A 26411-nucleotide genomic window follows, 5' to 3' on the forward strand; every position below is an offset into this window, starting at 1 on the left:
TACGCCGCTCCTATGTAGGCGCCATCAAGCGCCCTTGTACTGCGACCAGAAGTCGTTCCAGTCCTCCAGGCTCTGCTGCATGGGGAGCGCGCGATACTGAATACGCCCCTCGCGGATGTCGTCCATGACATTGCGCTGGCCCAGTACCATGCCTTGGCGTCTGGCTTCGGCAAGGTCGGTCTTGTTCAGCAACTCCCAGCCGCGCTTATTGGGAATCAGCGCTGGGTAAGCCTCCATCTTCGCCGACTTCACCTGGCCTTCAGGGGAGGTGATGTATTGAATGAACTTCTTCGCAAGTTCCGGGCTGCGGGCTTTCTTGGCGATGCAATAAGACTCGGTCCATTGCAGGCCGCCCTCCTCGGGTATCACTGTTTTTACCGGTGCCCCGGCACGCTGCAAGACCCCGGTAATCCAGTCGCCAATGCCACACATCGCGTGGATCTGGCCGTTTTTCAGGGAGGAGAAGGTACCGCCATAATCGAAGAACCCGGCCACTTGTCCGCGTAGGCTCATGGTTTTGTCCTGGAGCCTCTTCCAGTGCGCCGCGTCGATGTCGTAGGGCAGCCTGTTGCCATTGAGCAAACTGATCTGGCCCAGGTTTGGCAGGTGCCAGTCGAAGTGGCCGACCTTGCCCTTGAGGCTATCGTCCCAGAACACCTGGTAGCTTTTCGCCTTGGACTCCGGCAGCAACTGGGTATTGAAGGCGATACCGAGAAAGCCGAAGCGGACCATGACCGAATACAGTTCATCGCCCTGCCAGTGCCCTGGAAAGTGCTGAAACTCTGGGTAGAAGTCATCGAAGGGATAATCGGCAGGGTCCAGTCGCTCGATATAGTCGGCGGCGTTGAGTTGTTGCACATACTCGGCATCCGACAGGATCAGGTCGAAGGTGCCCGGTGGTGACTGCGAAATGAGCCCCAGCATGTTATCGCCGCCGGTGTAGTACTTGGCCCGCACCTTGACCCCATGCTCGCGCTCGAAATCCGCGACGATGTCGGGCGCGGCGTGGCCTGCCCACGCCAGTATCACCAGTTCTTTTTCGGCTGCGCCAAAGGTTCTGTTCGGAAGTACCCCGGAGAGCGCCGCCACACCGGCCAAAATGCTGCTGTTCTTGATGAATGTACGGCGTGAAAAATCGGCGCGACGCGTCATGGAGATACCCTTGGTAATCAAAAGTGCCTTGGCCCAGCCGCGCTTTCGCCCCGCTTCCCCAAGGTTTTCACCGCCTGTGTGATTACCGATTGCAGCAGATTGCCATCAGGGCAAGTTGTGTTTTTCCGACCTGTAATTTGTCAAATTCGCCCCCTGCCCCACCCGACCCACCTGTACCGCAGGTCCGTCAGCATTTGTCAAATTCAGGTCGGGAACTGACAAGTGAATGTCGTTGTGATCTGATCAAATCGTTGCATGTACTGGCTCGCTGCAAACGGACTACTTCAACGAATACAAGAATAAAGAGAGATAACCGATGAACGAAAGCGTAGTGGTTGGCGAACTCACCTGGCCTGAGTACGCACAGAAGGTAGCTTCCGGCAGCACGATTTTCTTGCCGGTGGGCGCCTTGGAGCAGCACGGTCATCACATGTGCATGGAGGTGGATGTGCTATTGCCTACCGCCCTGTGCAAGGCAGTAGCGCGAGAAGTCGACGGCTTGGTGTTACCCGCCTTGGCCTATGGCTACAAGTCACAACAGAAGTCGGGAGGTGGCAACCACTTTCCCGGCACCACCAGCCTGGATGGCGCAACGCTGACCCATACCATCCAGGACATCATCCGCGAACTCGCCCGGCATGGGGCGCGCAAGCTGGTCTTGATGAATGGCCATTATGAAAACTCGATGTTCATCGTCGAAGGCATCGACCTGGCGCTGCGCGAACTGCGTTATGGCGGTATCACCGATTTCAAGGTGGTCGTTCTGTCCTACTGGGATTTCGTCAACGCGCCGGCGGTCATCGAAGAGCTCTACCCCGAAGGTTTCCTCGGCTGGGACATCGAACACGGTGGCGTTTTCGAAACTTCACTGATGCTGGCCCTGCACCCTGAAAAGGTCGACCTGAGCCGCGCCGTCGACCACCCTCCGGCAAAATTCCCACCTTACGATGTCTTCCCCATCATCCCTGAACGCACCCCCGCCTGCGGAACGCTTTCCTCGCCTAAGGGCGCCAACCGAGAAAAAGGCGAGTTGATTCTGCGAGTTTGCGTAGAGGGCATTAGCAGCGCTGTGCGGGAGGCCTTCGACCTGCAGAAATAACACCGATCTCCAGCCCAGAGCAGCACCGCCGTTCGCAGTTCACCCTCCCTCAAGAATAAAAAGGGTAATTAGCATGTCCAGCAACTCAACTCTGGCCCCCGGCCTCAAGCAGCGCCACGTCACCATGTTGTCAATCGCCGGCGCTATTGGCGCCGGCCTCTTCATCGGCTCGGGGCATGCCATTGCTGCAGCCGGTCCTGCGGCAATTCTCGCGTACATCATGTCTGGCACACTGGTCGTTCTGGTCATGCGCATGCTCGGAGAAATGGCGGTGGCCTCGCCAGATACCGGGTCATTCTCCACCTACGCCGAGCGCGCAATGGGACGTACAGCAGGCTTTACCATTGGCTGGCTGTACTGGTGGTTCTGGGTGCTGGTCATTCCAATCGAAGCCATTGCAGCAGCGGCCATTCTGCATGCCTGGTTCCCTGCGATAGAAACCTGGGAATTCGCACTGGTGGTGACCGGTTTGCTGACCGTAACCAACCTGTTCAGTGTGGCGCGCTACGGTGAATTCGAGTTTTGGTTTGCGATGCTCAAGGTTATCGCGGTGCTAGGGTTCATTGCTCTGGGTGCATTGGCACTGACAGGCGCGCTGCCCGATATTTCAGTTAGCGGTGTGGTCAACCTGAGTGATGAGTTTGGTGGTTTCATGCCCAACGGCATGACCGCTGTCATCGGTGCCATGCTCACCACCGTGTTCAGTTTCATGGGAACCGAAATTGTCACCATTGCCGCCGCCGAGTCGAAAAACCCCTCCAAGCAAATCACCCGTGCCACCAATTCCGTGGTGTGGCGAATGGGGATCTTCTACATCGTCTCGGTGTTCCTGATCATCTCCATCGTGCCCTGGAACGACCCCATGCTGGTGCAGGTCGGCTCCTATCAACGGGCCCTTGAGCTGATGAACATCCCGCACGCCAAGATGATCGTCGATATCGTCGTGCTGATTGCCGTTGCCAGTTGCCTCAACTCGGCCATCTACACCGCATCGCGCATGGTCTATTCGCTGAGCAAGCGCGGCGACGGCCCTCGCGTTCTGCAGCGCACCTCAGCGGCGGGCGTGCCAGTGATTGCAGTGCTGGCCAGTACCGCAGTGGGCTTCTTGACCACAGCACTCAATTACTTTGCTCCCGACGAGGTGTTTTCCTTCCTGCTGGCAAGTTCGGGGGCGGTAGCGCTTCTGGTCTATCTGGCAATCGCTGTTTCGCAATTGGTTCTGCGTAAACGGATGGATAGCCAAGGTACTGCGCTGGACTTCAAGATGTGGCTGTTCCCCTGGCTCAGCTACCTGGTCATCTTCTCCATCATCAGTATCTTGACGATGATGCTGATGATGCCAGGGCATCGAATGGAAGTGGTGGCAACCGGTGCGCTGGCGTTGTCCATCGTCTGCATGAGCGCCATTTTCTCGTCTAGAAGGAGCACTTCGGCCACGGTGGCGAGCAAGCCTGCCTGACCAGGCCAACTCATTACCCACCCTGCGAAGGCGTTACTTTCGCAGGTTTTTTTGCTTTTCGCCGGGGCACCTCCCAATGCTAAGGCACTGCGTGTACTATCACTCGGATAAATGCATCAACCTAAACATAATGAATTGCCGATTTACGACAAACAGACGCAGAGCACGTCATTTTTGCATTCAAGGAGTCATATTGATGGGTACGTTGAAATCCTCGCCGTCGGCACCGGCATACCCTGTCAATGATGCCCCGCCGCTGAAGGTCGTCGGTTTCCTGGTCACTCCCAATTTCACCACCATTGGCTTCGCCTCGGCGGTGGAAACCTTGCGCATGGCCAACCTGGCAGCACGCAAAACCATGTTCCAGACCCTGATCATTGCAGCCGACATGGAGCCAGTGAGTGCCAGCAACGGCATGCGAATCCTGCCCGATTTCAGTATCAAGGATGCCCCAAAGCTGGACATGCTGTTCGTGGTGGGCCCAAACCCGATAGTCTCCGACCACAATACCCGCCCCATCCTCAACTGGCTTCGCAAGTTGGCACATGACCAAGTACCATTGGGCGGAATTTGCACAGGCAGCCATTTGCTAGCGCGCGCCAATCTGCTCACGGGTTATCGGTGCACCATCCACTGGGAAGATATCGAGGCGCTAAAAGAGCGATTTCCCGGCATTATCATTTCCAACCAACTGTTCGAGCTTGACCGTGACCGTTTCACGAGCTCCGGCGGCGTGGCCTCCATGGACATGATCCTACAACTGATTGCCCGAGAACCTGGCGGACGGGACATTGCCAGTCATGCGGCTGAACTGCTGTTATGTGATCGAGTACGTGGTTCGCAAGAGCGCCAGCGCGTGCCTTTGCGGCAAAAGCTCGGCACTTCTCAGCCCAAACTCAGTCAGATTGTTACAATCATGGAAGCCAACCTTGAAGACCCGATGACCTTGGAAGAGCTTGGAGAACTAAATGAGATCTCGGTTCGGCAAATGGAGCGTTTGTTCCACAAGCATCTTCAAAACACACCGAGTCAGTATTACTTGGAACTACGCCTGACACGGGCTAGGCAACTATTGCTACACAGTGAATCCCAAGTGCGTGATATCGCCCTCGCCTGTGGTTTCATTTCGCCAGCACACTTCTCAAAGTGCTACAGTCGTTTCTTTGGTGTCTCACCAATCGGCGAGCGGAAAAAGGTAGTCTCTTCACTTCACTGAACAACCCTGTCGTTAGTTTTCGTGGCGCGGCCCAGGATTTCCTCGCCATGCTCCCCTCAGCTGGCCCGCAATGTGAGGGCATCCAAGTGAATGTGCGCTCCACGAGGGCGCCACCACAATTCTGCAGGGGAATCTCGGTCATTCCGCACAGTTTTGGACCATCACTTGGATCTGGCTAGATGTCATGCCATTCAGGACGAAGCGGACTACGCTTGCTACGCAGGCGCGCATTGATGATGTTCATGTCATTATTCCTTACCTCGGGCGACAGACATGTGCCATACCATAATAGCGATCGAAGCATTCATACGAAAAAGTGGATCGTCCAGGGATTTTCCACTCAGTTGTTCGATGCGCTGGATACGTTGATTGATGGTGTTACGGTGAAGTCCCAGGCGCTGGGCAGCCTTGAGCCCGTTGCCATTTTCCTTGAGCAAAGCGTCGAGGGTATGCACGAGTACTTTAGGGTGTTTACGGCCGGCCACGAACAACGGGCCGAGTGTCTTTTCGACGAAGTCGTCGATGAGCGTGCGGTCGACTACCCCCTGCAGCAAACCCAACACGCCCAACTCGTTGAAATCGCAGTAACCGCTCTCCGGGCGCAGTTTCTGCGCCACATTCAGCGCCTGGCGCGCTTCGTTGAGCACTCGGCGGTAATGACCACAATCTTCAGCAACGCTCGACAGGCCCATGTACATATCCAACTCCCCTGCCACTCCGATCAGTTGCCGACGCAACGTGGTCAAGGCTGCCGTTAGGTCATCGGCATCCGCCAGCAGTAGCACGAAGAGGTCGCCCGGCATCTCTACCGTCATCGTTCCCGGGCGGCTGCGATCCCAGGCTTCAAGTTGGTCTTCCATGGACTGGCGAGTGGCTTGCCACAGCTGCTCGCCTTGGGCCAAGCCTTGGCGCTCAAACAGCGTCTCGATACCTGACAAGCGCAGCACGACCAGTCGCCGTGGAATATCAAGCATCAGTTGCAGATGCGCAGCCCGCTGTCGGGCAATGGCCAGACTCGGGTAATCTCCGGTCAGCAACTGGCCGAGAATGTGGTTACGTGAGCGCCGCACTTGAGTCATATGCATCAGGGCCGTATCGATCAGGTGGGTCACAAACACCAACTTCAGCGGAGAGGGCTGCTCGATCAGCGACAAGCCCAACTGTTCAGCACGAGCGATCACTGCAGACGGGATGCACTGGGGAAACGGGCCTCCAGTAAGAACCACCATCCCGGCAATACCCAACACAGCACCAGTCTCGACCAAAGTGAGTAGCTTGCGTTCGTCACATAGGTAATTGATTTCCGAAATAAATACTAGTTCGCCGCCCATTTTACACGCGGTGATACCCTCATTTCCCGCCACGTAGGACCAGCATACTCGCCGTTGCAAGTAAAGCTCGCCTGCACGGACCCTCATGTCTTCCAAGCCGGGCAGGTTCAGGACCTCACCCAGAGTCAAGCTCATGGCTCGACACCCGCCAGGCTCTGCATCTGACGCCCTCTAACTGGCTCGCACATGAGAATGTCGGGCTGTACCATGGCGTCACTGCTCGCCGAAGATATCAACTTTAGAAATTGAAAGGACATGCCAGTACTGCTCCTACGCCATGACCGAATTGCGCATGCGGTTAAGTCTCAGCAAGTTCATCGACGACCATGCCGGGGACTTGTAATAGAGATGCTACCTGAAATCGTTCATGATCACTCCCTCAAACGGCGAGATGACTGCGATCAACAGCACCAAGTATCGAGATGCCCTCCCGTACATTCCATCTACTCTCACGACGTTGGAGATAATCCCATCAAGCTTCATGCACTCGACGACCACGCGGACGTATGACCAAGTTTCCGGTGGAGTGATGCTCACCCCCTATCCAAACGTTACAGCTTAGTGCTCGCTTTCTCTACGATCTCTTAGCAACATCTACGTGAGCAACCGAGCGGCCTCGCCCTGCTGGTGCTCAACACTGCCCGGTATCAAGCGACATCACTGACCGTGCCCGCCGCCGCACGCCGCTACACCTTGCAAGCAACCAACGCTGACCGACAAAACGGTGACGTTCAATGGCAGACTCCTAAAGCTCGGCACCAACGATGAAATGCCGACAATGGACTTTGTGCCGACCAAAGCCGGCAAACTGGCCCTCGAGTCGGCAAGCGATACTTTCCTGAGCCTGCCATCCGCTGGAAATGAGACCTGCAATTACATTAGCCCTGAATTGGCCGGCCTCTTTCGGCCGTCTGGTGGTCATCCCGGCACTGCCCACCTTTTACCAAATCTACCACGAGATCATGCTGGAGATCGGCATCGGTGACCGAATGATTGATCTGGTACAAGAAGGCGTCGATTGTGTGGTCAGAGTCGGCGAACTGTCGGACTCAACCTTGGTCGCGCACCCTTTGCCCCCGTTGCGCCAGGTCACCTGCGGTAGTACCGACTATGTGGCCCGTTATTGCCTTCCCTCCAAGCTCGAACAACTCGAAGGGCAGCGTTGCGTGGACTACCTATCGGCCACCACCGGCAAGCTGCAACATTTGGAGTTCTGCGTCCACGGCCAGGTGTTGCTTCGCACCCTGCCAGCCAGCCTGGCGGTCAACAATGGAGAATCTTATGTGGCTGCCTGCGAGGCTAACTTCGGCCTCGTCCAAGTCCCTTATTACCATGTCGCCCGTCAACTGGAACACGGGAGCTTGATCGAAGTACTGCCCCAGCATCGACCGCCGGATTTACCCATCACCATCCTCTACCCCCACCATCGACGTCTAACGCCACGCTTGCGGGTGTTTATCGACTGGCTGGATGCGCAGTGCAGAAACCCAAACATTTGAATACAACCTCAGGCGTGGTGATCAGTCAGTACGGTGCGATCTACTGAAAGCCTGCTGCTTTCGGTGCGAATGATCCTGTGTGACTGGATAGGAAGTCGAATCAAGGCTTGCCACCTGAAATCACATCCAGCGAGCCCGCAATCTTAATCTGCTGGTGCGAGTATCGGTGCTCGCTAGTCGTTTCAGATCTGAAGCAGGTAGAGGTTTGTGCGAACATCGTGAAATCTCAAAAAGCAGTAGGATGGGATAGCGTAGGAACTGTGAAATACAATGACTGTTATAAAATATCAGACGTATCAACTTATTGCGGGACGAACGGAAGCGGAGTTATTGCGCTGAAATTCAGTAGAGATAACGCAAATGGCAGCACAACACCTTAAAGCTCTTGACCAAACCGCCTAGCAAGGCGGTTTTTATTAGACCAAAGTATTATTGCCTTGGGCAAAGAATTATTTCTAGTGTCGTGAAACACCAAAAGCAGGAAGCAAAGGATGCGACAGAAAATTATCGAAATCCATCGCATTTCATCGGTTCAGGACTGGTATTTCGACTTGGACAGTGGAAATGACCCGAACGATTATGAGGGAATTGTCTGCTTGGCGTTAGTCACCACTATGGATCTCGACGATGAAGACCATAGGATAGAAAAGAAAATTGTCCCGGTAGAATCACAAGACTTTTATGCTTTTCGAGTCGGAGAGATTTACCAACTAAAATCTGAGGCTCTGGTCAGAGGAAATCACATTCGAATGCGCAATCCAAAATGATACGCGCTTTGCGCCGTGTTGGTTTGAATACCAATGGCGCATTCCAGAGCAAAATTTTAAGTGCATGTGTGAACAGCCTTTGCCAAGATGTTCTCTCACGGGCTATTATCCCTGATATAGTTAAATTCCAACTTTTGTCTCACCAAGACTTTCGTGCGATGGCAAATAAATTGACAGCCTTGTAGGTTGTGTATATGCTTGGGAAAAGAGGAGTGCGTGGCAATGGATAAAGCAAAGGATTATGAAGGCGCAGTCATTCAGATCAATAATTCAATTCGTGAATTAGAAAAGATAATTCTATCCGACCGAATCGAAGGGGTTAAAGTCTTAGAGTTTTTCCTTTCTTTCAATCCTGCAATATTTAATCAAGACGATTTGAGCATTAAAATGGATGCATGGCGATTTCTTGATGGGCATTGCAAAGCTCATGCACGCCTGATTGTTGAACAAAGCATATCCTTTGATATACCCATCTGGAAAACCTATCGGGAGAAAATCCAAAAGGTGATTGACCTTAGAAGAGAAGTTTTCTCGGTCTAAGAAAAATTCTTGGATTAGGAGGGAGAAGGATTCGCCAAGATGCTCCCCTTACGGGGTTGTTTAACCAAAGGCAAAAGCATCATCCTCTCCAGTGTAGAACATCCCTCGGGCCATTTCTGGTGGGATTTCTATTTGCTGTTCAGTTCGTAGCAGGGACTGCTGAAAATCAGCCAGTAGTTTAGGCGTAACCAAAACCTTACCTATTGTTATATTCGACCTACTATGATTATCCCAATGCCATTCTACCAATTTATTCAACGAAAACTCATGCTTTTTGAAACTGAGAGTAGATTCTTCGTTTTCACCACCGAACTACATACGCTGAAGAGTATTTAGGTTTTTACTAAACTGACGACCATGAACAAATTTATCAAATACTACGGCAAGGGCAGGAAGACATCAACCTGATAGTAAAAGAGGCATGCACTTACCCGGTCTAATTTGAGATCACCAAGATAGTGCTGATTGGTTATACCACTATAAGAGAGACTTTTACGCTCCCATTCACCAGCGTAACACTCCCAAAAACTATCATTTTCAATACGATAAATATCAAAGCCCTGCTTTATAGTCAGCCTGGTCTGCATTTCGCTTTTTAGTCCCTTGTTAAGGGTGAGATTGTAGATTTTAAATGTCATGTAATGCCTAATATTGTTGTTTTTATATCGTAAAACTTAAACTTAAAAAATCAAGAGCAAGACAATGATTTAATGGTCTTTCGGCGCTGGAAATTGCAAGAGCAAAACCATGTCTAAAAGGCAGATTCAAATAATACTTAAAACCCCCTCACCGCAGCATCCCCTTAGATAACAGGACGAAGTAGTTCACCCTACTTGTAACCCCCAAGTTTGCTGCCTTTGTAACTTCTTACACTTGCAATAAGTCGTTTTGCCTATTCCTAACTTTTCCCATGGCTTAGTTCGGGCATCACTATTCTTCTGTTCACTCGCTCCACGCTGCCTGCGCACCCATATTTTCCTTTCTTTTCCTCGGCGTGCTCTTTCCACTGGATCAATGATAGTAATCATGTGTTGTTGTTCCTCCGGCGTGATATTGAAAGCACGTATCAGCGTTGAATTACGGGGAGTGTAGAGTGGCTTATAGCTTTCCCCATTAAACTCGACCTTCTCACCTCTGCAATGCTGACAGACCTTCTCAAACACGGTTCCAAGCGCCGCTTCTTCCCAATCACCATTGGGGAAGGACCTCTCTGCTACGGCTTTGGCCTCAACCCAAAAGTTCATACTGTTGACCTGGAAGCTCATACCCATGAAATTGAGTGACCAGAACAGGAACAGCATGCGCTGTCCTTCCTGAACGCCACCACGGAGGCTCGCCAAGGTGCGAAGGTCTGTAAACGATCCATGAACCCCACCTACCGCAAGGTGGAAGCCAAGGTTACCGTGGCATCTCTGGCGAACAGTTCCATGGCAGCAGCGCTTCGTAGTCTGCTACTGACGACGCATGCGGCAGTCGCTCAAGTACGTGGCGCAGCCACGTATAGGACTCTTGGCCGTTGATCTTGGCGGTTTCGACCAAGCTGTAGATCTGCGCGCTGGCCGTGGCTCCCTTGGGCGTGTCACTGAACAGCCAAGCCTTGCGCCCGATCACAAACGGCTTTATGGCCCGCTCTGCCAGGTTGTTGTCGATCGGCAGGTGGCCCGCCTCGACGTAGCGTTCCAGGCGGTTCCAATTGTTTGCCAGATAATGCAACGCCTTGCCCAGTACGCTTTGCGATGTCACTTGCGAGTGCGTCTTGTCGAGCCAACTTTTCAACTGCTCAAGGATCGGCAGGCTTCGTTCCTGACGACCGATAAATCGATGTTCATCGCTGGCATCCTTGAGGTCGCGTTCGATGCCATACAGTTTGTTGATCATCGTCAGCTCAACATCGGCGCGACCGGTCTTGCCCTTGGGCTGCACCTTCTGCGCTTCGACGAATTTACGCCGGGCATGCGCCATGCACGCCAGTCGTTCAACACCCGGCTGTAGCGCCAACGCGTTGTAGCCAGCGTAATCATCGGTCATCACGTAGCCGCGATAGCCCTCCAGCAGGCGCAGCGACACCTCCTGCGCGCGACTGGTGGTGTAATCGAACAGCACGACTTGTCGATCAGGCGGGCCACTGGCCTGCACCCACATCCAGGATTGACTGGTCGGATCACGACCCGGCTCTTTGAGCACCTGCACTCTAGTTTCGTCGCAATGGATCACCGGGCTTTCCAGCAAGCGGTCACGCATCAGGTTCAGCAATGGCTGAACGTGTTCGCTGCACTGGATGACCCAGCGGGCCAGGGTTTGCCGGGGAATCTCGATACCATGTCGGCTCAGCACCGTCTCGAAGCGGTGCAACGGTAGGCCATCGACGTACTTGGTGGTCAGCAACATGGCCAGCACGCTGGGACTGGCCATGCTCTTTTCGATCAATTGCGCCGGCTTGCCAGCGGTGACCGGCGCAGTTTCGCAACCACGGCAGCCATAGACTTTGCGTACGTGTTTGAGCACACGGATCTGCATCGGCACGATGTCGAGCTGTTCGCTGGTTTGCTCGCCAATCACGTGTTTGCGGCAACCACAGGCGCAAGTCAGTTCGTGATCGGGCAAGTCATGAATGACTTCAATACGTGGTAGGTCAGCCGACAGGGGTTTGCGTTTGCCACGCGGCTCGGTCGGGGCAACAACGTCTTCGTCAGCATCATCAGCGGCAGGTACCCACTGGCTTTCAGGTTCGTTAAACAACGCCAGTTGGGGTGTGTTGGACTCGACGGTTTGCTCGACTTGCGATTGAACAGTCGGTCGCGCAGCAGCTTGACCTGTTCTTTAAGATCGACGATCTGGCCTTTATCGACCGTGCGCTCGGCCAACAACTGCGCAAGCAGTTGTTTGAGCGCGGCAGGGTCGTCAGGAAGGTCATCGGGCACTGAAATCATGGCCCGGATTATACCGGCTCAAGCGACGAAACGGGGTGTCAAAACCTGATGCGGACGGTTGCGCCAGAGATCGAAACCGTCGAGTAGCCAATTCAGTTCCTGGACGGTCAGAATGATAGCTTCGTCGGTGGCGTCGGGGGAGGTTTTGAAACGCTCGGCTTCGAGGCGCTTGAGCCAAAGGCAGAAGCCGTTGCGCTCCCAGTACAACACCTTAATGCGGTTGCGGGCTTTATTGAGGAAGACGAAAAGTACCGGGTCGAACACGGCGACTTTGATATCCAGTTCGACCAGGGCAGTGAGCCCGTCGATGGACTTTCGAAAGTCCACGGACTTGGGATAGAGGTAGACTTTTTCGACTTTGCTGTCGGGACGCATCATGGTGGGCTGGCTCCAGAAAGAAATCGGGAGCGCAGCATCGTGAATCAGGTGGACGCTTGGAATGTGGGGATGATGGATCCCTTACATTTGTCCAGCGCCTCGGACTTGTCCGAGGCTTTGGTTTTTAGCCGGATTTGTCCGGCTGGCCCTGACTTGTTAGGGCCAACATTTGGCGCTGGATTTGTCCAGCGCCGTCACGCATAGCGTGATGGTTGAAAATGCTCATATAGCCCCTATGCAACCCCACAGAGATATGGCATAAGGCGGAAATAGGGAATCATGGGTGGTGCGGTGCGCATGAAAAAGCTCGAAAAAAGCACTCTGTGCTATTTAGCTGGATGCCTGACAGTTGGAGTGCTGTTCTCATTTGGAGTGACACAGCTTTTATGGTTGGCTAGTGCAGATAACAGGATAGAGTCCCACGCTAAGGTTATTCTCAATCATGCCGAAATGGTCGCAGGAAACCTTACAGCTGCACTTGATGAGCTAAACAATACCTCTGACGAGTCTTGCGGGCTAACTGACCTAGACACGTTAAAACGAGTTTTATATGAATATCGCTTTGTAAAAGATGCAGGGCGAATAAAAAACAACACTATTACTTGCTCCGCTATGTGGGGCGTAATCCCTGCTTTCAGGTTGGCTGGTGAGGGTAGACTTACGAAAAACAATGTTAGGCTGTGGAGTGCAGCTTCAAGCTATTTTCCCGGCGCAATAAAAATTGATGTTTCAGCAAAAGAAAACTCATTTGTGGTTACGTCACCCACCGCATTTGCACCTTTTGAATCACCGCCAGCAGAATTAAATGCATTTATTGTCTCTCGTGACGGCAAAACCATCATGCGCACGTTCGGCGATTTTCAGCAAGGAAATATCCTAAGCAGCGCATCTGCAAGAGTGTGCTCTGAAAAATACGACATTTGTGTTAGCTCGAACATTCAAGCAAATATTTTCAAGGCCAGCAAACCTACTCTTTTCCTGTTTGTCGCATTAACTGGCTGTTCTTTGGGCTTGTTGGCTTTCTATGCTGCCCACCAATATCGTAGAGTTAGAAACTCACTTTCATATCGTTTAAAATACGCTATTAGAAATGGGCTAATATCAACTACATATCAGCCAATTGTTCATGGCAAGACCGGCAAGGTTTCCGGGTTCGAAGTTTTGGCGCGCTGGCACGATAAGAAATTCGGATCAGTCCCTCCAAATGTCTTCATCCAAAAAGCGGAAACTCTTGGTTTGCAAGAGAAGCTGAACAAGCTGATTGTTAATAGGGCTTTGGAAGAGTGTTCGAGAGGCCTGGCTTGCCATCCGGGAGTATATTTGAGTTTTAACATTGAAACCAAGGACCTGCTGGATGGCGGTCTAATTCGACACATATCAGATACAGCAAGAAGTCACGGCGTATCAGCTAGCCAGATTGCAATTGAAATTCTTGAAGGGGCAACGGCTGAAATTAGCCAGGTCGAACAAAAAATTGAGTCCATTCGAGCTTCTGGTTATAAAGTATTAATTGACGATTTCGGCTCAGGATATTCAAGTCTATCCTATCTGGCCGGGCTCAATGTTGATATTATAAAAATTGACAAGTCGTTCTCAAAAGCTGCTGGAACAGACTCTCCGGCAGCAGTAGTGCTGCAAAAGATTCATGAAATAGCAAAAGCTTTAAACGCAAAAATAATTTTTGAGGGCGTGGAGACGGAAGCTCAGAAAAAAGCAATTCTTGATTTCTGTCCTGATGCACTTGTTCAAGGATGGCTATTCAGCAAGGCATTGCCAATTAGCGAACTTACTGAAAAAGTCAGATCGCAAAGAGCTAGGGGTGAAGCGATGAATTTTGCACATGAATAAATTTTATATTAGCCCTAAAAGGTGCCAAATCTTTGATTGGGTGCGTTTTAGGGCTGGTAGCGATTTAGAGATGGGGCTTCTTTTCGGCAGTGTATCCATTCGGGGTGAAACTGATGCGGTCAATGTGCTCATCAGCCAAGTGAACATCCATGATGAAATGTTTTTCTTAATAGGCGTTATAGTAATTCTTACGTTTTGACCGATTAGGAAATTATTTACTCGCATTCGCCCATGCTCGTTCAAAAGGAACTTGTAAATTCCCATAACGTTAAGCATGGATTTACTGGCCAGATGCAGCGAACTAATTCTTAGGCTAATCTCATTATGCTTTGCTTTAAGCTGATCCAAGTCGTGAGCTACTTCCTCAATTTTGCTTAGAATGTATTTTTTGGCCGTTTCCGAGGCATTAGTAAGAATGTCGAAATTGCTTGCTAACGATTTTTCCTGTTGAAGAATTTTTCCAGCTAGCTCTTGCTTTTCATTTTCCAGCGACTTAATATCCTTAGACTTTGGTATTATTCTGTGAAATGGGATAAGGGATTGGTAGGCAAGGAATATTTCCTCTATTCGTGCATATCTATATCTGACGCCTTTTCATGGTGATGCATACGTGCAGCGCCCAGCCAATGAGGCCGAGCACACCAAGTCAACATACTCTCTTTTTTGTGCGTGGTAACGGAAGCCCGAGCCACAGGCACAAAAAACAATCCCTCGTAAGATGTTTTTGAATTCTGCGACCTTTCGCCCTGCAAGTTTTGGGTCTTGTCGCTCACTCAATTTTGCGCCGACTCTATAAAACTCTGACTCTGAAATTACTGCCGGATAATAGCCTTTAATCTCTTTTTTGACCTGAATCGGCTTACCTGATTCGTCCCACTCCATAGCGATAAAAGACCCGTAAATTGCGGGCTGTCGAAGAACCTTCCCAACAATGCTTTCAGTATATTTCTTGGGGAAGTTCATCTTGTTTAATTCTTGGGCAGTTGCTCTTGCACCCATTTCAAAACAGAGTTCTGCGCACGTTTCACGGCTTCTGCATGTTCGTTAAGGATGAATCCCTCATCAACATAGCTGATTCAGAAAGGGGTCGCACTGCAACTGAACATGCGTCCGCGTAAGCGCTTCGACTTCAAATGCCCAATCGAAGTTATGGGCGAGGTGATGCAGAAGGCCATGGTTATGCGGCATGATGCTCCAGCTTCAATTCAATGACCGTGTTGCACTCAGCTTCTGCAACCGCCATTTGATCAATTGGATGCCAGCAGCCACGGCTGCGTGTGGCTGCTGGCATTTGTTGCTCTAGCCTTTCGGAGCAGTGGTTTTTCCGTCTACCAGGCGCCAGATATTCAAAGGGTTGTTTTGCTTCAATGCCTCAGGGAGGAGGACATTTGGCAAATTTTGATAGCAAACAGGACGAAGGAAGCGGTCGATTGCAGTCGAACCAACCGACGTTGTGCGGCTGTCAGAGGTAGCAGGGAAAGCACCGCCGTGTACCATGGAGTCACATACCTCCACGCCAGTTGGGAAGCCGTTGACCAATACGCGGCCAGCCTTCTTCTCCATGGCTTGCACCAACCCTTGAGCAATCGCCAAGTCCTCATCTTCAAGATGAAGTGTCGCCGTCAGCTGACCCTCGATGGATTTGGCGAACGCGAGCATTTCGTTGACGTTCTGGCAACGGATGACGATAGCTGCCGGGCCAAACACCTCCTCCAAGAGCTGTGCATTGGCTGCCACGCTTTCGAAGGTCGTTTGATAGAGATGCCCCTGTGCCTGTGTGGCTCCAAGATCAGGCTGGCCTGAAGCAACGGCCTGAACGCAGGACTGACTGGTGATGCGATCAATCCCTTGCGAATAGGCAGAATGAATGCCAGGAGTCAGCATGGTTTGCGCAGCCTTGTCGCCCAGATGAGCTCCGGCCTTGTCCAGGAAGGCTTCCAGGTCAGGGCCATCGACTGCAAGCACGATGCCTGGGTTGGTGCAGAACTGGCCTGCGCCCATTACCAGAGCGTCGATGAAGCCGGTGGCGATGGACTCTGCCCGAGCAGACAGTGCACCTGGCAGGAGGAATACCGGGTTGATGCTGCTCATTTCGGCGTAGACGGGGATGGGTTCAGGCCGCGCTGCCGCTGCCCGCATCAATGCCAGGCCACCGCTACGTGATCCGGTGAAACCTACGGCTTTGATAGCCGGGTGCGATACCAACTGCTGTCCTACATCGTTGCCATCACCGACAATCAGCGAGAACGTTCCCTCAGGCAATTCAAGGCGCTTCGAAGCTTCCTGGATCACTCGCCCTACGAGCTCGGAGGTTCCCAGGTGAGCGCGGTGTGCTTTCACGACAACAGGGCAACCTGCGGCCAGTGCGGAAGCGGTATCGCCACCTGCGACAGAGAAAGCGAGCGGGAAATTACTTGCACCGAAGACGGTGACAGGCCCCAGCGCAATTTTGCACATGCGCAGGTCGGGGCGTGGAAGCGGCTGACGATCTGGCAGAGCCGAGTCGAGTGTCGCATCCTGCCAACGGCCTTGGCGAAGAACAGATGCGAAAAGCCGCAGCTGACCGACGGTGCGTCCCCGCTCGCCTTCAAGTCGAGCCATGGGCAGCCCGGTTTCGAGGTGAGCACGCTCAGTCAATGTAGAGCCCAGGCCTACGATCCCTTCCGCAATCTCTTCGAGAAAACGGGCACGCAATTCAGGTGCAGCGGAGCGGAACGAGTCGAACGCCTGTTCGGCCAGCTCGCAGGCCTCGTTAACCAGAGCTGCGCTTGCGCAGTTGAACACAGGGCTTGGAATAGACTGTTGGTTATTAGGATTGATCGCAAGGAGTTCACGGCCTTCGCCGCGCACCGCTTGATAACCGATTAGTTGTTCACCTGTGAGTTGCATATATCTACTCCGAAAACTTGTTACTTGTCAGTGGAAATGGGCTGCTTCAGAAGAAGCACGTAAGCCATTGCTGCCACCGATGCCACGGCAGCACTGATCAAAAATGCGGAAGCGAATGAGCCGGATTGCTGGATGCTGAAGCCAGTGACAATGGGTGCCACCGATCCCGCCAGGTAACCGCCGAAGTTCTGGATAGAGCCGAAGGAAGCAACCCGTCGACTATCCACGACTGTGTTAGCGATCATCCAAGCAGTTGAGCTGGCCATGTTGACGCTGAACAATGCACCGCACAGCAACACCACGCTGAGGATGAAGCCACTGCCGAACGACAGAGGGATGGTGAATGCAGCAGCTGAGAACAGTGCGCAGACAACTACGAACTTCCGGCTACCCAGTACGGTGGCCCCATTCTTCACCAGTCGGTCACAGAAACGGCCAGCGACGATGGTGCCCAAGGCGCCAAATACATAGGCCAAGGAAACGATCCAGGCAGTTTGATACAGGCTGAGACCGTGCTCACGCTCGAAATAACCTGGCAACCAGGTGAGGTGCAGCCATAGCATGTAGATCACGCCCATGAACCCCAGGACTGCACCCCAAGTGCTTTTGTGCTGGAACAGCTCAGCCCACGCGCTCAACTGAGCTTTCACGCTGGGCCTTGCTGTAATTGCTGCCTGCCTCTGTGCTTGCGTAGCCAGTAGACGTTCGCGTTCCTCTGCAGGAAGCTCAGCCAAAAAACGCTCTTTGCTCTTGTAGAAGGCGAACCAGCAGGCAGCGATCAAGATTCCAAAAACGCCGGTGGCAATGAACATGCCACGCCATCCCCAATTGACCATCAGTAGGGTCAAGAGTGGTGGCGCGATGCAAGGCCCTATGCATGTCGACGACAACACGATCCCAGTGGGCGTCCCACGCTTCTCAGCTTCGAACCACTCTGAAAGTGCCTTAGCAGCTGAAGGAAACATTGGTGCTTCACCGATACCCAGCACGATCCGCAAACCGATGAACGCAGAGAATGTGTTGATCAAGCCAGAAGCAGTTTGAGCAACAGACCAGCCAAGAAGCGCTGCGCCCACTGAAATCTTGCTGCCCAGGCGATCAATGATCACACCCAGTGGAAGCTGAGCCAGGGCATATGCCAACGAGAACGCTGACAGGAGGATGCCCATCTGGGAAGGCGTAATCCCCATATCCCGCTGGATAGAGGTGTTTGCAATCGACAGAGCGCTCCGATCCACATAGTTGATGATGCCGATCACCAGCAGCAGGCTGACGGTGATGACCTGGTACTTCTTGAAGGGGTTTGAGCTCGCCACCGTTTCAGGCTTACGGTTGAGCTCCGCTTCCGCATATTTGGTGTTCATAGGCGTTCACTTTCTTGTTATTGGATGAGGGCAGGATTTCGAGGCTTACATGGAGGCCTCGAGAATCCACTGGTAATCCTCTGCAGAAGCTTCACGCGGGTTTGTGCGATGGCTGTGATCTGCGAGAGCGCCTTTGATGATTTTGGGGAACATGTCTTCAGTGACTTCCAGCTCCCGCAGGCCGGTTGGCAGGCCGAGTGCTCGGGTCATGTCCCGGATCGCATCTTCGATTTGGCTTTCGTCAGCCAACCCCATCGCTTGAGCAATACGCGCTGTCTTGTGCTCGTTGACCATGGTCGCTGCCTTGCGGTTGAACTGGATCACAGCCGGCAGGAAGATTGCGTTGAGAGTGCCGTGGTGCAGGCGAGGATTGATGCCGCCCAGCGAGTGGCTCAGGCTATGAACGCAACCCAGACCTTTCTGGAACGCGAGAGCGCCTTGCAGGGAAGCACTCATCATGTTGGTGCGACCTTCCAGATTTTTCGGATCTTGGGTAGCGGTTTCGATGAAGCGCCAGGCACGCCACAGGCCGTCCAATGCAATACCGTCCGCAGGTGGGTTGAACGACGGAGCCATGAAGGTTTCGAGGCAGTGGGCAATCGCATCCATCCCGGTAGCAGCAGTCAAAACTGCAGGCAGGCCAAGAGTCAGTTCCGGGTCACAGATTGCAGATTTTGGAACAACGTGGGGGGAGATCACGCCAACCTTACGGCCATCGTCCAAGATGAGAATGGCGCCACGACCAACTTCGCTGCCGGTGCCGGCAGTGGTCGGCACTGCGATCACAGGGGCCGTTGCTGGAGTGATGCGAGCCAGACCACCTTCGATGACAGCGAAGCTTTTCAGCGGGCCTTCGTGCTTGGCGCATACGGCTACACCTTTGGCAAGGTCAATAGCGGAACCGCCGCCGATGGCGATGATGCCGTCGCAACCGCATTCCTTGAACATGGCCACTGCTTCACGAACAGCATTTTCGTTTGGGTTGGGTGGCGTGCCGTCATAGATCGGCAGCTGAACAGTGGAGTCGGTGAATTTGCTCAGAGCTACATCGACGATACCTGCCGCACGGACACCACGGTCAGTGACGATCAAAGGGCGGGTAATACCAATGCGCTGACACTCTGCAGGCAGGAGCGAAATAGCTCCGACTTCAAACTGGATCTGGGTGATGTAATTGATCAGGGACATGGAGTCTCCTCGAGCCTACTGGCTTTGTTATTTTGGGCCGATCTCAGGCCAATCCGCCGCACCGAGTGCGACATCGTGCCGCGCCAGTATAGAAATCTGAATTCAGCCGTGGTATTGAGAACAATCCATACAGGTATAACTAGGATTCATACCAAATGACCCCGTCCCTCAACTCGATCATGTCCAGGCTCCACGCTAGACACCTGCGATTGCTCATCGAGCTGGACGAGCACCGCTCTCTTCTCGGAGCCGCAAATAGCGTGGGGCTGACACAACCTGGGGCAAGCAAGGCCCTTCAGGAGATCGAGACGACTTTTGGTACGACGCTTTTTAATCGCAACAACCGTGGGCTTGAACCAACGGCTGCCGGCTATTGCGCCATCAGGTACGCCAGGGTGGTGCAGACTGATATCTCGAACCTGCGGCACGATTTGGATGCGATCCTGAGAGGGGTCGGGGGACGCCTTGCGGTGGGGGCGATCATGGGGGCAGTGCCGCTGTTGATGAAGGCGGTCTCCCAGCTGACTGCTATACAGCCGGAAATGTCATTCGAGATCATTGAGGACACCAGCCAATCGCTCTTAACCCAGATCGAGAGCGGGCGTCTGGACATGGCCCTGTGTCGGACGAGTGTGAGCAGTTCGCCGCATCTTTTCTCGAGTGCGTTTGTTCAGGACGAGACTCTGGCGGTCATCGCCAACATCGACCACCCCCTCCAGGCCGCTGGAGCACTTCGCTTGGAGGAGTTGGCTGAAAGTCGGTGGATCGTCTACCGGGCCAACATGCCTATGCGGGTGCAGCTTGAGCGAGAGTTCCATGATGCGGGCATCCGCTTCCCTCTGCACCTGGTGGAGACCACGTCGATTCTGGCAACGCTGTCACTGCTGCAGAACCAGCCCGAATTCGTTGCGCTTGTGTCAATCGATGTGGCCAAGCAGTGCGTCCAGCACAACCGCGTATGCATCTTGCCCTTGGCCATCAAGTCCGTAAGCGACCCCTACGAGTTGGTAACACGCAGAGGTAGCCAGGCCACACCGGCTATGGAGCAACTGAGGGGGTTGCTGATACAAGTCGAGCTCGACGATGCAGGCCGCCCTAAAGCGCTTCAATCAGAAGGTGGTCGGGCACTGCGACCGAACCACAATCCCCACTGATCTACGTCAAAACTCGTCGCAGCCTGAAGAGTTACGGCGAACTATAATGAAAATACTTTGTCACGTTATTGGATCCGAAACTGCTTTCGGAGTCTAGCTCGCTCGAATGAGATTCAAAATAATGATCCCATCGGCGATTAGGACGACTTCAGCTGGAGGCTGTTCTCCATGGACGCGATCAAAAGCTGCTATCACCCCATCGATGCGGCAATTCTTTGGTGCGATCTGGCCGATCACACCGCAGAGATCTTACAGGTCGAAATAGCCCACTCAGGTGAGCTACTCAAGCATTTTCCGCAGTGGCCCTGTCTCCACTTCTATGTGGAGCGCATCTACGACGCCATTGCCGCGGGTGAGCTACCGGCAACGTTCCTCGGCGGGCCCATTACGCTCAACGACCACGCCGAGCGAGTGTATTGGTCCATACGCCGTCCGGATCTGCGGGCCTGGTTTGCGCTAAACCATCCGGAGGAAAAACCCGAATTCCTGTTCCCCAAAAATATCGACCACCTCGAATGCGTGAGTTTGAACGCCTTTTTGGCTGTGCAAGCTGAACGGGACTTCTACGCGCGTGAGTTTGAGAAAATGCATCAGGCCTACGATTCTGTTGTCGAAGAGATGACGGTCTACAAGCGCCATGAAAACGAGCTAACGGCGCAGCTTGATGCAGCGGAGCCAGCCCCTGAAGCCTCCGCCAGCGTCCACTACACGATCATCGGCGCCCTACTGGCAATCACCGTAGGCAAGTCGAAATCCGGCCAAGTGCAGTCGATCTATAAAAATCAGACTGCGGTAGTCCAGGCTATTTTGTCTCAATTTCCCGGCCTACATGGTTTGAGCAAACACACCCTTGATCGGAAATTTGCGTTGGCTCGCCGCCATTTGGCCCAAGCGGAGCAGGCCTAACTCCGAATAGCCAGGCAATGGCGGCCATTGCCTGGCAATGATTTTTCACCCCCACGGACCTTCACTGACTGTCACATCCCACTGCGCGCCACATGGCGCTAAGGAGTGACACCATGCAACCGGCCAGCCCTGCCCCAGCTTCCGCCGATCGCCACATCATGCGCCGCGATGAGGTGGAACAAAAAACCGGCTTCAAACGCTCGCACATCTACAACTTGATGAAGGCCGGACTATTCCCGCAATGCCGGCGCATCGGCACGCGCGCGGTCGGTTGGGACTCGCTGGAGATTGAGCAGTGGGTTCAGGATCGCCTGTCTGTTCGGGAGTAGTGCCATGAAAGTCCTTTCGCTGATCTCGACCAAGGGCGGGGCCGGCAAGACCACGGTTGCCGCCAACCTCGGCGGCCTGCTTGCCGACGCGGGCTTGAAGGTGCTGCTGCTCGACCTAGACAGTCAACCGACGTTGTCCAGCTACTACGCTCTGTGCAAGTCACGTGAAGCGGGCAGTTACGAACTGATCTCGCAGCGGCTCACGGTTGCCGAGCAGATCATTTCCGTCACCACCATCCCGCGGCTTGAACTGATCGTTTCCAACGACCGCGCGGGCCACCTGGGCACCGTACTGCTGCACGCGCCCGATGGCCGACTGCGCCTGTGCAACCTGCTACCCGCATTTGCCGATCAGTACGATGTGCTGATCGTCGACACCCAGGGCGCGCGCAGCGTGGTGGTGGAAATGGCCATCCTCGCCTCCGATTGTGCGCTATGCCCGTTGCCACCGGAAATGCTCGCGGCACGCGAACTGCGCCGCGGCACGCTCGGCCTGTTCGAAGAGCTGGAACCCTACCGCTACCTCGGCGTGTACTTGCCCCCGGTGAAACTGCTTCTCAATCAGGTGAACGCCAACCGGCGCGATACCTGCCTGATCATGCAGAGCCTGCGCAACACCTTTGCCGCCGACCCGCATGTCAGCGTTTGTAAAACGGTGATTCCCGATCGCGTCGCGTACCTCAATGCCGCGTCATTGGGATTGCCGGTGCATCGGATCGAGTCGAAAGCCGCCCCTCGATCGCGCAGTCGCTGCGCGGCCGATGTCATGCGGGCACTGGCCAATGAACTGTTCCCGGAGTGGGAGCAGCGACTGGCCCAGCCCAGGGGCCGTGCGCGCTCTTATCCCGACAGCATTGCCTCAGAGGAATGCGTCACCGGCCGACCCGCCTAGTGCCCTGCCCTTCCCCCCGCTGCCCCACCCACGCAGACAACTGGGAAGGCCAGGGCGGGGCCGCCTGCACTGACAGATCAGGGGCAAACCCATGAAACCACCAACCTCCGAAGACATTACACGCCAGCTCCAGCACGGGCACTTCCCACAGCGGGCAACACAGGTATCGCCCACCGATCCCGACTGCGACACGCCGATGGTGGTGACCCTCGAGCAGCTGCGGCCCTACGAGCATAATCCACGCTTCATCCGTAATCCGCTGTACGAGGAACTGAAGGCCTCCATCCGCGACCGCGGCCTGGACCAGCCCCCCTCTATCACGCGCCGGCCCGGCGAGCCGCAGTTCATCATCCGAAATGGCGGCAATACACGGCTGAGTATCCTCGGCGAACTGTGGCAAGAAACCCGTGACGACCGTTTTTTCCGCATCCATTGCCTGTTTCGCCCCTGGCAGTCGGAGCTCCATACGCTGCTGGGCCATCTGGCCGAAAGTGACCTGCACGGCCAACTGACTTTCATCGAGCGGGCCCTGGCCGTGGCCAAGTTCCGCGACATGCTTCTGGTAGACGGTGGTAGCCTGAGTCAACGTGAACTGGCGGCGCAACTATCGGCCGGCGGCTACCCAATCTCGCAATCGCACATCAGCCGGATGCTGGACACCCTGGAGCACCTGCTGCCGGCGATCCCGCAAACCTTGTACGCCGGCTTGGGCAGACCTTCGATCGAGCGGACCCTTAACCTGCGTCGACGTGCCGAATCGGTGTGGAATCGGTACGTTGCGACACGGTTGGATTTCACCGCGTTGTGGTTGGAGGTGCTGTCTACGTTCGACTGCACAGCCGCCGAGCTGGACACCGCCGAGCTGCAGGACGAACTGCTCGCGCACATGGCGAAATCCTTGGACCAGTCACCACGCCTGCTGGCGTTGGAGCTGTTCCAGGATAGCGGCCAGGCATCACGTCAGCCACTGACGCCCGACCGGTCGCTGCCCTCGCCGCTGGGCGTGGGCCAAGACACCGATACCACTTCCGGTAGTGAGCCTGAAGCCCCCACGGGGCTCCACTCACCGGAGCTGGTCTGCCCTCCGCAACCTGCTGATAGGCAACCCGAACAGGCAGACCTGAAGCAGCCTCCTGCCGTCACCCGTGAACAGGTACGCACTCCAACTGCGCCACCGCCCGCTCAGTCTGCCGATATCGGCAGTGCTGGGCGCCTGTGCTTGCCCGATTCACTGGATACCCTCTGGCCGATACCGCCGGCTATAGAAGACCTGGTGCAACTGCGCCAGGCCTGCGCGCAGTTGGCCAGCGAACTGGCCGGCTACGCCAATGCGCCACACATGGTCTGCGCCACGGAGGAAGGCCTGGGTTTCTCGTTGGCGCCCGATACAGCAGCGCCTTCGACACCGCACCGCACTGGGATTCAGCTGCTGTTGGGTGCGCTGTTACGCGTGCAGGATGACGTTGCTTGGGAGCAACGTCAGCAACTCCCGGCGGCATTGTTCGGCCAACTGCTACTGGGTGCTTACGATCTTCCGCTGATCGAGCGCCCAGCGCTCGCGATCGGGATTGAGCGGCTCCCCGACCCTCAATTGGCGCAACTGTTTTCACTTATCCGGCTCTCTCGACGCCTGATCGAACTCACGCTGTCGTCCACCCGCTGACACCCGGAGGTACCGCATGAGCACGCCGTTCAATCTGCTGAACCACGCCATGTTGAACCAGGTCCTGCATGAACTGCGCCATGGCCGACTGCAACGGTGCAAGGCCTTGGGCCTCGGCGACGAGGACATCGAGGTGCTGCAGTCGCTGCCGCCCACCACCTTGTCCCACCTGGCGCACTCCACGATCGCCTGGGTCGAGATCAAGGTCGACACCACGGTGCTGCGTCGCCTGATCGCCCAGGCCGAACGCGACGAACTGAACGAGCGGCTGATCAACCGTGCCCTGAAGTTGGGGGCGAGTTCGAACATCATGTACCGCTGCTTCGGCCTCGACCATTCCGACACGGCATTGCGCCGACGCATCTTGAAGATCGAGACCCACCGTGGTCGCCCCGTCCAGCTCAGTGAAGTCCAGGAACATGCGGTGTGGAACCGCTGGCGCCAGTTGCGGGCTGAAGATCCGGACAGCGAGCCGCTGGACGCGATGATGATGCTGGCCGAGGAACAACAGATCAGCCTGACCCTGATCTGGCAGCAGATAGAGCTCTATGGAGGTATCCCATGCTGAACTTCTACACCGTGGACTGGGCTGATGTGGTGCGCCAGAGCATGGTCACGCTCAAGCGCTGTCTGGAGCAGGCCGAACAAGCCAAGGTCGCCCGTGCGCTGGCGGAGGGGCCAGGCTTCGTATACCACGGCAGCCACGATCCGTTACCGCAGGGATTGCTACAGGATCGCCGGCTCACGCCCGTGGAGCGCAATCTCTGGTTGGTGCTGCGCTGGTTGATCACCGAGCGGCAAATGCGAACCCCGCGCTACCAGGACCTACAGCCCTACCTGGCGACCAGTCCCTGTGGCGCACAGGCCTCACGCGAGACCCTCGCCCGAGCGCTGAACGTGCTGCGTGCCACCCGCTGGCTCAGCCTGAGCGAACGTTATCGCGATGAGCAGGGTTGCCTGCGCGGCTGCGTCTACGTGCTACACGACGCGCCACTAACGCCGGCGCAAGCCATCGACCAAGATGCCGGTTACCTGTCCCTGATCAGCCAAAACCTGTCCCACGCCACCAAAGGTGTGCGCGATCTCGCTCAGCACCTCCTCCAGGAACTGCGGGCGGATCCGGAGGTGGCTGACGAGGCCTTGGCCATGATGGCTTCGCTCCCCGCAACAGGCGCTCAACAGGCCTTGCCGCTGCAGACCGACAGCCAGGTCGAGCATTCCGAACTGGGAGAAGCGCACAGCGTTCGGTCTGCCGCACCGTCCTCGACCGATTCCGAACCCAGCGTGAATGCCCCGACGGCGGCTGTCGTTCGGAATCCAGCGCAGTACCGTACCGTACAAAAACAAAGCAAAAAAAGTACAGTACCGCCCACCTCGGCCGATGGCAGCGCCGCTTGGCCAGCGGGTCTGCAGTTAAGCCCGACTGAACAACGCCGGGCTAACCAAGCGCTGCGCCAGCTCGAGCCCGAACAGCGACAAGCGGTGATCAATGAAGCAGCGGTTCGCTGTAGCCGCGGCGACATTCGCAAACCCATTGCCTACTTGTTGGGGCTGATCAAGCGAGCCTGCCAGGGCGAATTCACGCTTTGGGCCGCACGAAGCGATGTACCACCAGCACCGCGCAAGCGCATTCGCCCGCCTGAGCCGGCTGATGAGCGCTCACGGGAATCCGGAAGCCGCGTGGCCTCGCCGCTGGCCAAGGCGTACCTGGAGCAGCTCAAGCTTCGCTGCGGTGTCGTCAACGGGGCAACCTAACAGCGCGCTGAGTATTCCAAGTCTCCAGCGTTCAGCGGACCTCGATGGATTT

23 protein-coding genes and 2 pseudogenes are annotated in these 26411 nt (G+C 54.9%); 16 read left to right on the forward strand and 9 right to left on the reverse strand.

All coding sequences use genetic code 11. The features are described 5' to 3' along the window. Positions 1 to 24 precede the first annotated feature (24 nt). On the reverse strand, positions 25 to 1152 hold the full coding sequence (locus tag E6B08_RS19695; RefSeq protein WP_075045746.1) for a polyamine ABC transporter substrate-binding protein: 1128 nt from the start codon (positions 1150 to 1152) through the stop codon (positions 25 to 27). Between the two features lie 316 nt (positions 1153 to 1468). On the opposite strand from E6B08_RS19695, the gene E6B08_RS19700 reads away from it, so the two are divergent. From E6B08_RS19700 to E6B08_RS19710, 3 genes are all read left to right on the forward strand, one after another. Then, positions 1469 to 2251, forward strand: coding sequence for a creatininase (locus tag E6B08_RS19700; protein ID WP_016488025.1), 783 nt, complete (start codon positions 1469 to 1471; stop codon positions 2249 to 2251). Between the two features lie 73 nt (positions 2252 to 2324). Further along, on the forward strand, positions 2325 to 3710 hold the full coding sequence (gene gabP, locus E6B08_RS19705) for a GABA permease (protein WP_136915573.1): 1386 nt from the start codon (positions 2325 to 2327) through the stop codon (positions 3708 to 3710). Positions 3711 to 3906: 196 nt separating this feature from the next. Beyond that, positions 3907 to 4926 carry a GlxA family transcriptional regulator gene (locus tag E6B08_RS19710; protein WP_136915574.1) on the forward strand — a complete coding sequence of 340 codons (1020 nt, stop codon included), beginning with the start codon at positions 3907 to 3909 and terminating at the stop codon, positions 4924 to 4926. Positions 4927 to 5174: 248 nt separating this feature from the next. Here the strand turns inward: E6B08_RS19710 and E6B08_RS19715 are convergent, their stop codons facing one another. Beyond that, on the reverse strand, positions 5175 to 6392 hold the full coding sequence (locus tag E6B08_RS19715; protein WP_136915575.1) for a PucR family transcriptional regulator: 1218 nt from the start codon (positions 6390 to 6392) through the stop codon (positions 5175 to 5177). A 725-nt stretch (positions 6393 to 7117) separates the two neighbouring features. Here E6B08_RS19715 and E6B08_RS19720 point away from each other — a divergent pair. The 3 genes from E6B08_RS19720 (at position 7118) to E6B08_RS19730 (ending at position 9063) form a co-directional block, all read left to right on the forward strand. Further along, complete coding sequence (locus E6B08_RS19720; RefSeq protein ID WP_136915576.1) at positions 7118 to 7756, forward strand: LysR substrate-binding domain-containing protein; 639 nt, start codon at positions 7118 to 7120, stop codon at positions 7754 to 7756. A gap of 491 nt (positions 7757 to 8247) precedes the next feature. After that, positions 8248 to 8523, forward strand: coding sequence for a hypothetical protein (locus tag E6B08_RS19725; RefSeq protein WP_136915577.1), 276 nt, complete (start codon positions 8248 to 8250; stop codon positions 8521 to 8523). A gap of 216 nt (positions 8524 to 8739) precedes the next feature. Next, a complete protein-coding gene (locus E6B08_RS19730) occupies positions 8740 to 9063 on the forward strand; it encodes a hypothetical protein (RefSeq protein WP_136915578.1) in 324 nt (107 codons plus the stop codon). Between the two features lie 824 nt (positions 9064 to 9887). On the opposite strand, the gene E6B08_RS19735 is transcribed toward E6B08_RS19730, so the two are convergent. The 3 genes and pseudogenes from E6B08_RS19735 to tnpB all read right to left on the reverse strand — a co-directional run bounded on the left by E6B08_RS19735 (position 9888) and on the right by tnpB (position 12371). After that, on the reverse strand, positions 9888 to 10364 hold the full coding sequence (locus E6B08_RS19735) for a hypothetical protein (protein ID WP_136915579.1): 477 nt from the start codon (positions 10362 to 10364) through the stop codon (positions 9888 to 9890). Between the two features lie 97 nt (positions 10365 to 10461). Further along, positions 10462 to 11993: pseudogene (gene tnpC / locus E6B08_RS19740) on the reverse strand (IS66 family transposase). A gap of 18 nt (positions 11994 to 12011) precedes the next feature. Next, on the reverse strand, positions 12012 to 12371 hold the full coding sequence (gene tnpB / locus E6B08_RS19745; RefSeq protein ID WP_028699721.1) for an IS66 family insertion sequence element accessory protein TnpB: 360 nt from the start codon (positions 12369 to 12371) through the stop codon (positions 12012 to 12014). A 297-nt stretch (positions 12372 to 12668) separates the two neighbouring features. Here tnpB and E6B08_RS19750 point away from each other — a divergent pair, with 297 nt between their 5' ends. Further along, on the forward strand, positions 12669 to 14219 hold the full coding sequence (locus E6B08_RS19750) for an EAL domain-containing protein (protein ID WP_161775528.1): 1551 nt from the start codon (positions 12669 to 12671) through the stop codon (positions 14217 to 14219). Continuing rightward, complete coding sequence (locus tag E6B08_RS19755; RefSeq protein WP_136915580.1) at positions 14212 to 14418, forward strand: hypothetical protein; 207 nt, start codon at positions 14212 to 14214, stop codon at positions 14416 to 14418. Before E6B08_RS19750 ends, E6B08_RS19755 begins: the two co-directional genes overlap by 8 nt. A gap of 395 nt (positions 14419 to 14813) precedes the next feature. Here the strand turns inward: E6B08_RS19755 and E6B08_RS19760 are convergent, their stop codons facing one another. Beyond that, entirely contained in the window at positions 14814 to 15218 is a 405-nt protein-coding gene (locus tag E6B08_RS19760; protein ID WP_136915581.1) for a recombinase family protein, read from the reverse strand. 87 nt (positions 15219 to 15305) lie between these two features. On the opposite strand from E6B08_RS19760, the pseudogene E6B08_RS19765 reads away from it, so the two are divergent. Further along, positions 15306 to 15431: pseudogene (locus tag E6B08_RS19765) on the forward strand (IS30 family transposase); the annotation flags it as partial. Between the two features lie 87 nt (positions 15432 to 15518). Here the strand turns inward: E6B08_RS19765 and E6B08_RS19770 are convergent. The 3 genes from E6B08_RS19770 to E6B08_RS19780 are packed head-to-tail and all read right to left on the reverse strand — an operon-like array spanning position 15519 to position 19660. Then, positions 15519 to 17108 (reverse strand): aldehyde dehydrogenase (NADP(+)), encoded by a 1590-nt coding sequence (locus E6B08_RS19770; protein ID WP_136915582.1) that lies wholly within the window; start codon positions 17106 to 17108, stop codon positions 15519 to 15521. A gap of 20 nt (positions 17109 to 17128) precedes the next feature. After that, positions 17129 to 18472 (reverse strand): MFS transporter, encoded by a 1344-nt coding sequence (locus E6B08_RS19775; RefSeq protein ID WP_136915583.1) that lies wholly within the window; start codon positions 18470 to 18472, stop codon positions 17129 to 17131. A gap of 45 nt (positions 18473 to 18517) precedes the next feature. Continuing rightward, a complete protein-coding gene (locus tag E6B08_RS19780) occupies positions 18518 to 19660 on the reverse strand; it encodes an iron-containing alcohol dehydrogenase (RefSeq protein ID WP_047595526.1) in 1143 nt (380 codons plus the stop codon). A 155-nt stretch (positions 19661 to 19815) separates the two neighbouring features. Here E6B08_RS19780 and E6B08_RS19785 point away from each other — a divergent pair, with 155 nt between their 5' ends. The 7 genes from E6B08_RS19785 to E6B08_RS19815 all read left to right on the forward strand — a co-directional run bounded on the left by E6B08_RS19785 (position 19816) and on the right by E6B08_RS19815 (position 26359). Next, entirely contained in the window at positions 19816 to 20814 is a 999-nt protein-coding gene (locus E6B08_RS19785) for a LysR family transcriptional regulator (protein WP_063423925.1), read from the forward strand. 168 nt (positions 20815 to 20982) lie between these two features. Beyond that, a complete protein-coding gene (locus E6B08_RS19790) occupies positions 20983 to 21720 on the forward strand; it encodes a hypothetical protein (RefSeq protein ID WP_063423924.1) in 738 nt (245 codons plus the stop codon). Positions 21721 to 21833: 113 nt separating this feature from the next. Then, the gene (locus tag E6B08_RS19795) at positions 21834 to 22049 is read left to right on the forward strand and encodes an AlpA family transcriptional regulator (RefSeq protein ID WP_010799440.1); all 216 of its coding nucleotides are present in this window, start codon (positions 21834 to 21836) and stop codon (positions 22047 to 22049) included. 4 nt (positions 22050 to 22053) lie between these two features. Next, complete coding sequence (locus E6B08_RS19800; protein ID WP_136915584.1) at positions 22054 to 22941, forward strand: ParA family protein; 888 nt, start codon at positions 22054 to 22056, stop codon at positions 22939 to 22941. Positions 22942 to 23032: 91 nt separating this feature from the next. Further along, entirely contained in the window at positions 23033 to 24604 is a 1572-nt protein-coding gene (locus E6B08_RS19805; RefSeq protein WP_136915585.1) for a ParB family protein, read from the forward strand. 16 nt (positions 24605 to 24620) lie between these two features. Continuing rightward, a complete protein-coding gene (locus tag E6B08_RS19810; RefSeq protein WP_136915586.1) occupies positions 24621 to 25172 on the forward strand; it encodes a DUF2857 domain-containing protein in 552 nt (183 codons plus the stop codon). Further along, on the forward strand, positions 25166 to 26359 hold the full coding sequence (locus E6B08_RS19815) for an STY4528 family pathogenicity island replication protein (RefSeq protein WP_136915587.1): 1194 nt from the start codon (positions 25166 to 25168) through the stop codon (positions 26357 to 26359). Before E6B08_RS19810 ends, E6B08_RS19815 begins: the two co-directional genes overlap by 7 nt. The last annotated feature ends 52 nt before the right edge of the window (positions 26360 to 26411 follow it).

The organism is Pseudomonas putida, assembly GCF_005080685.1.
In the GTDB taxonomy this organism is placed as follows: domain Bacteria; phylum Pseudomonadota; class Gammaproteobacteria; order Pseudomonadales; family Pseudomonadaceae; genus Aquipseudomonas; species Aquipseudomonas putida_V.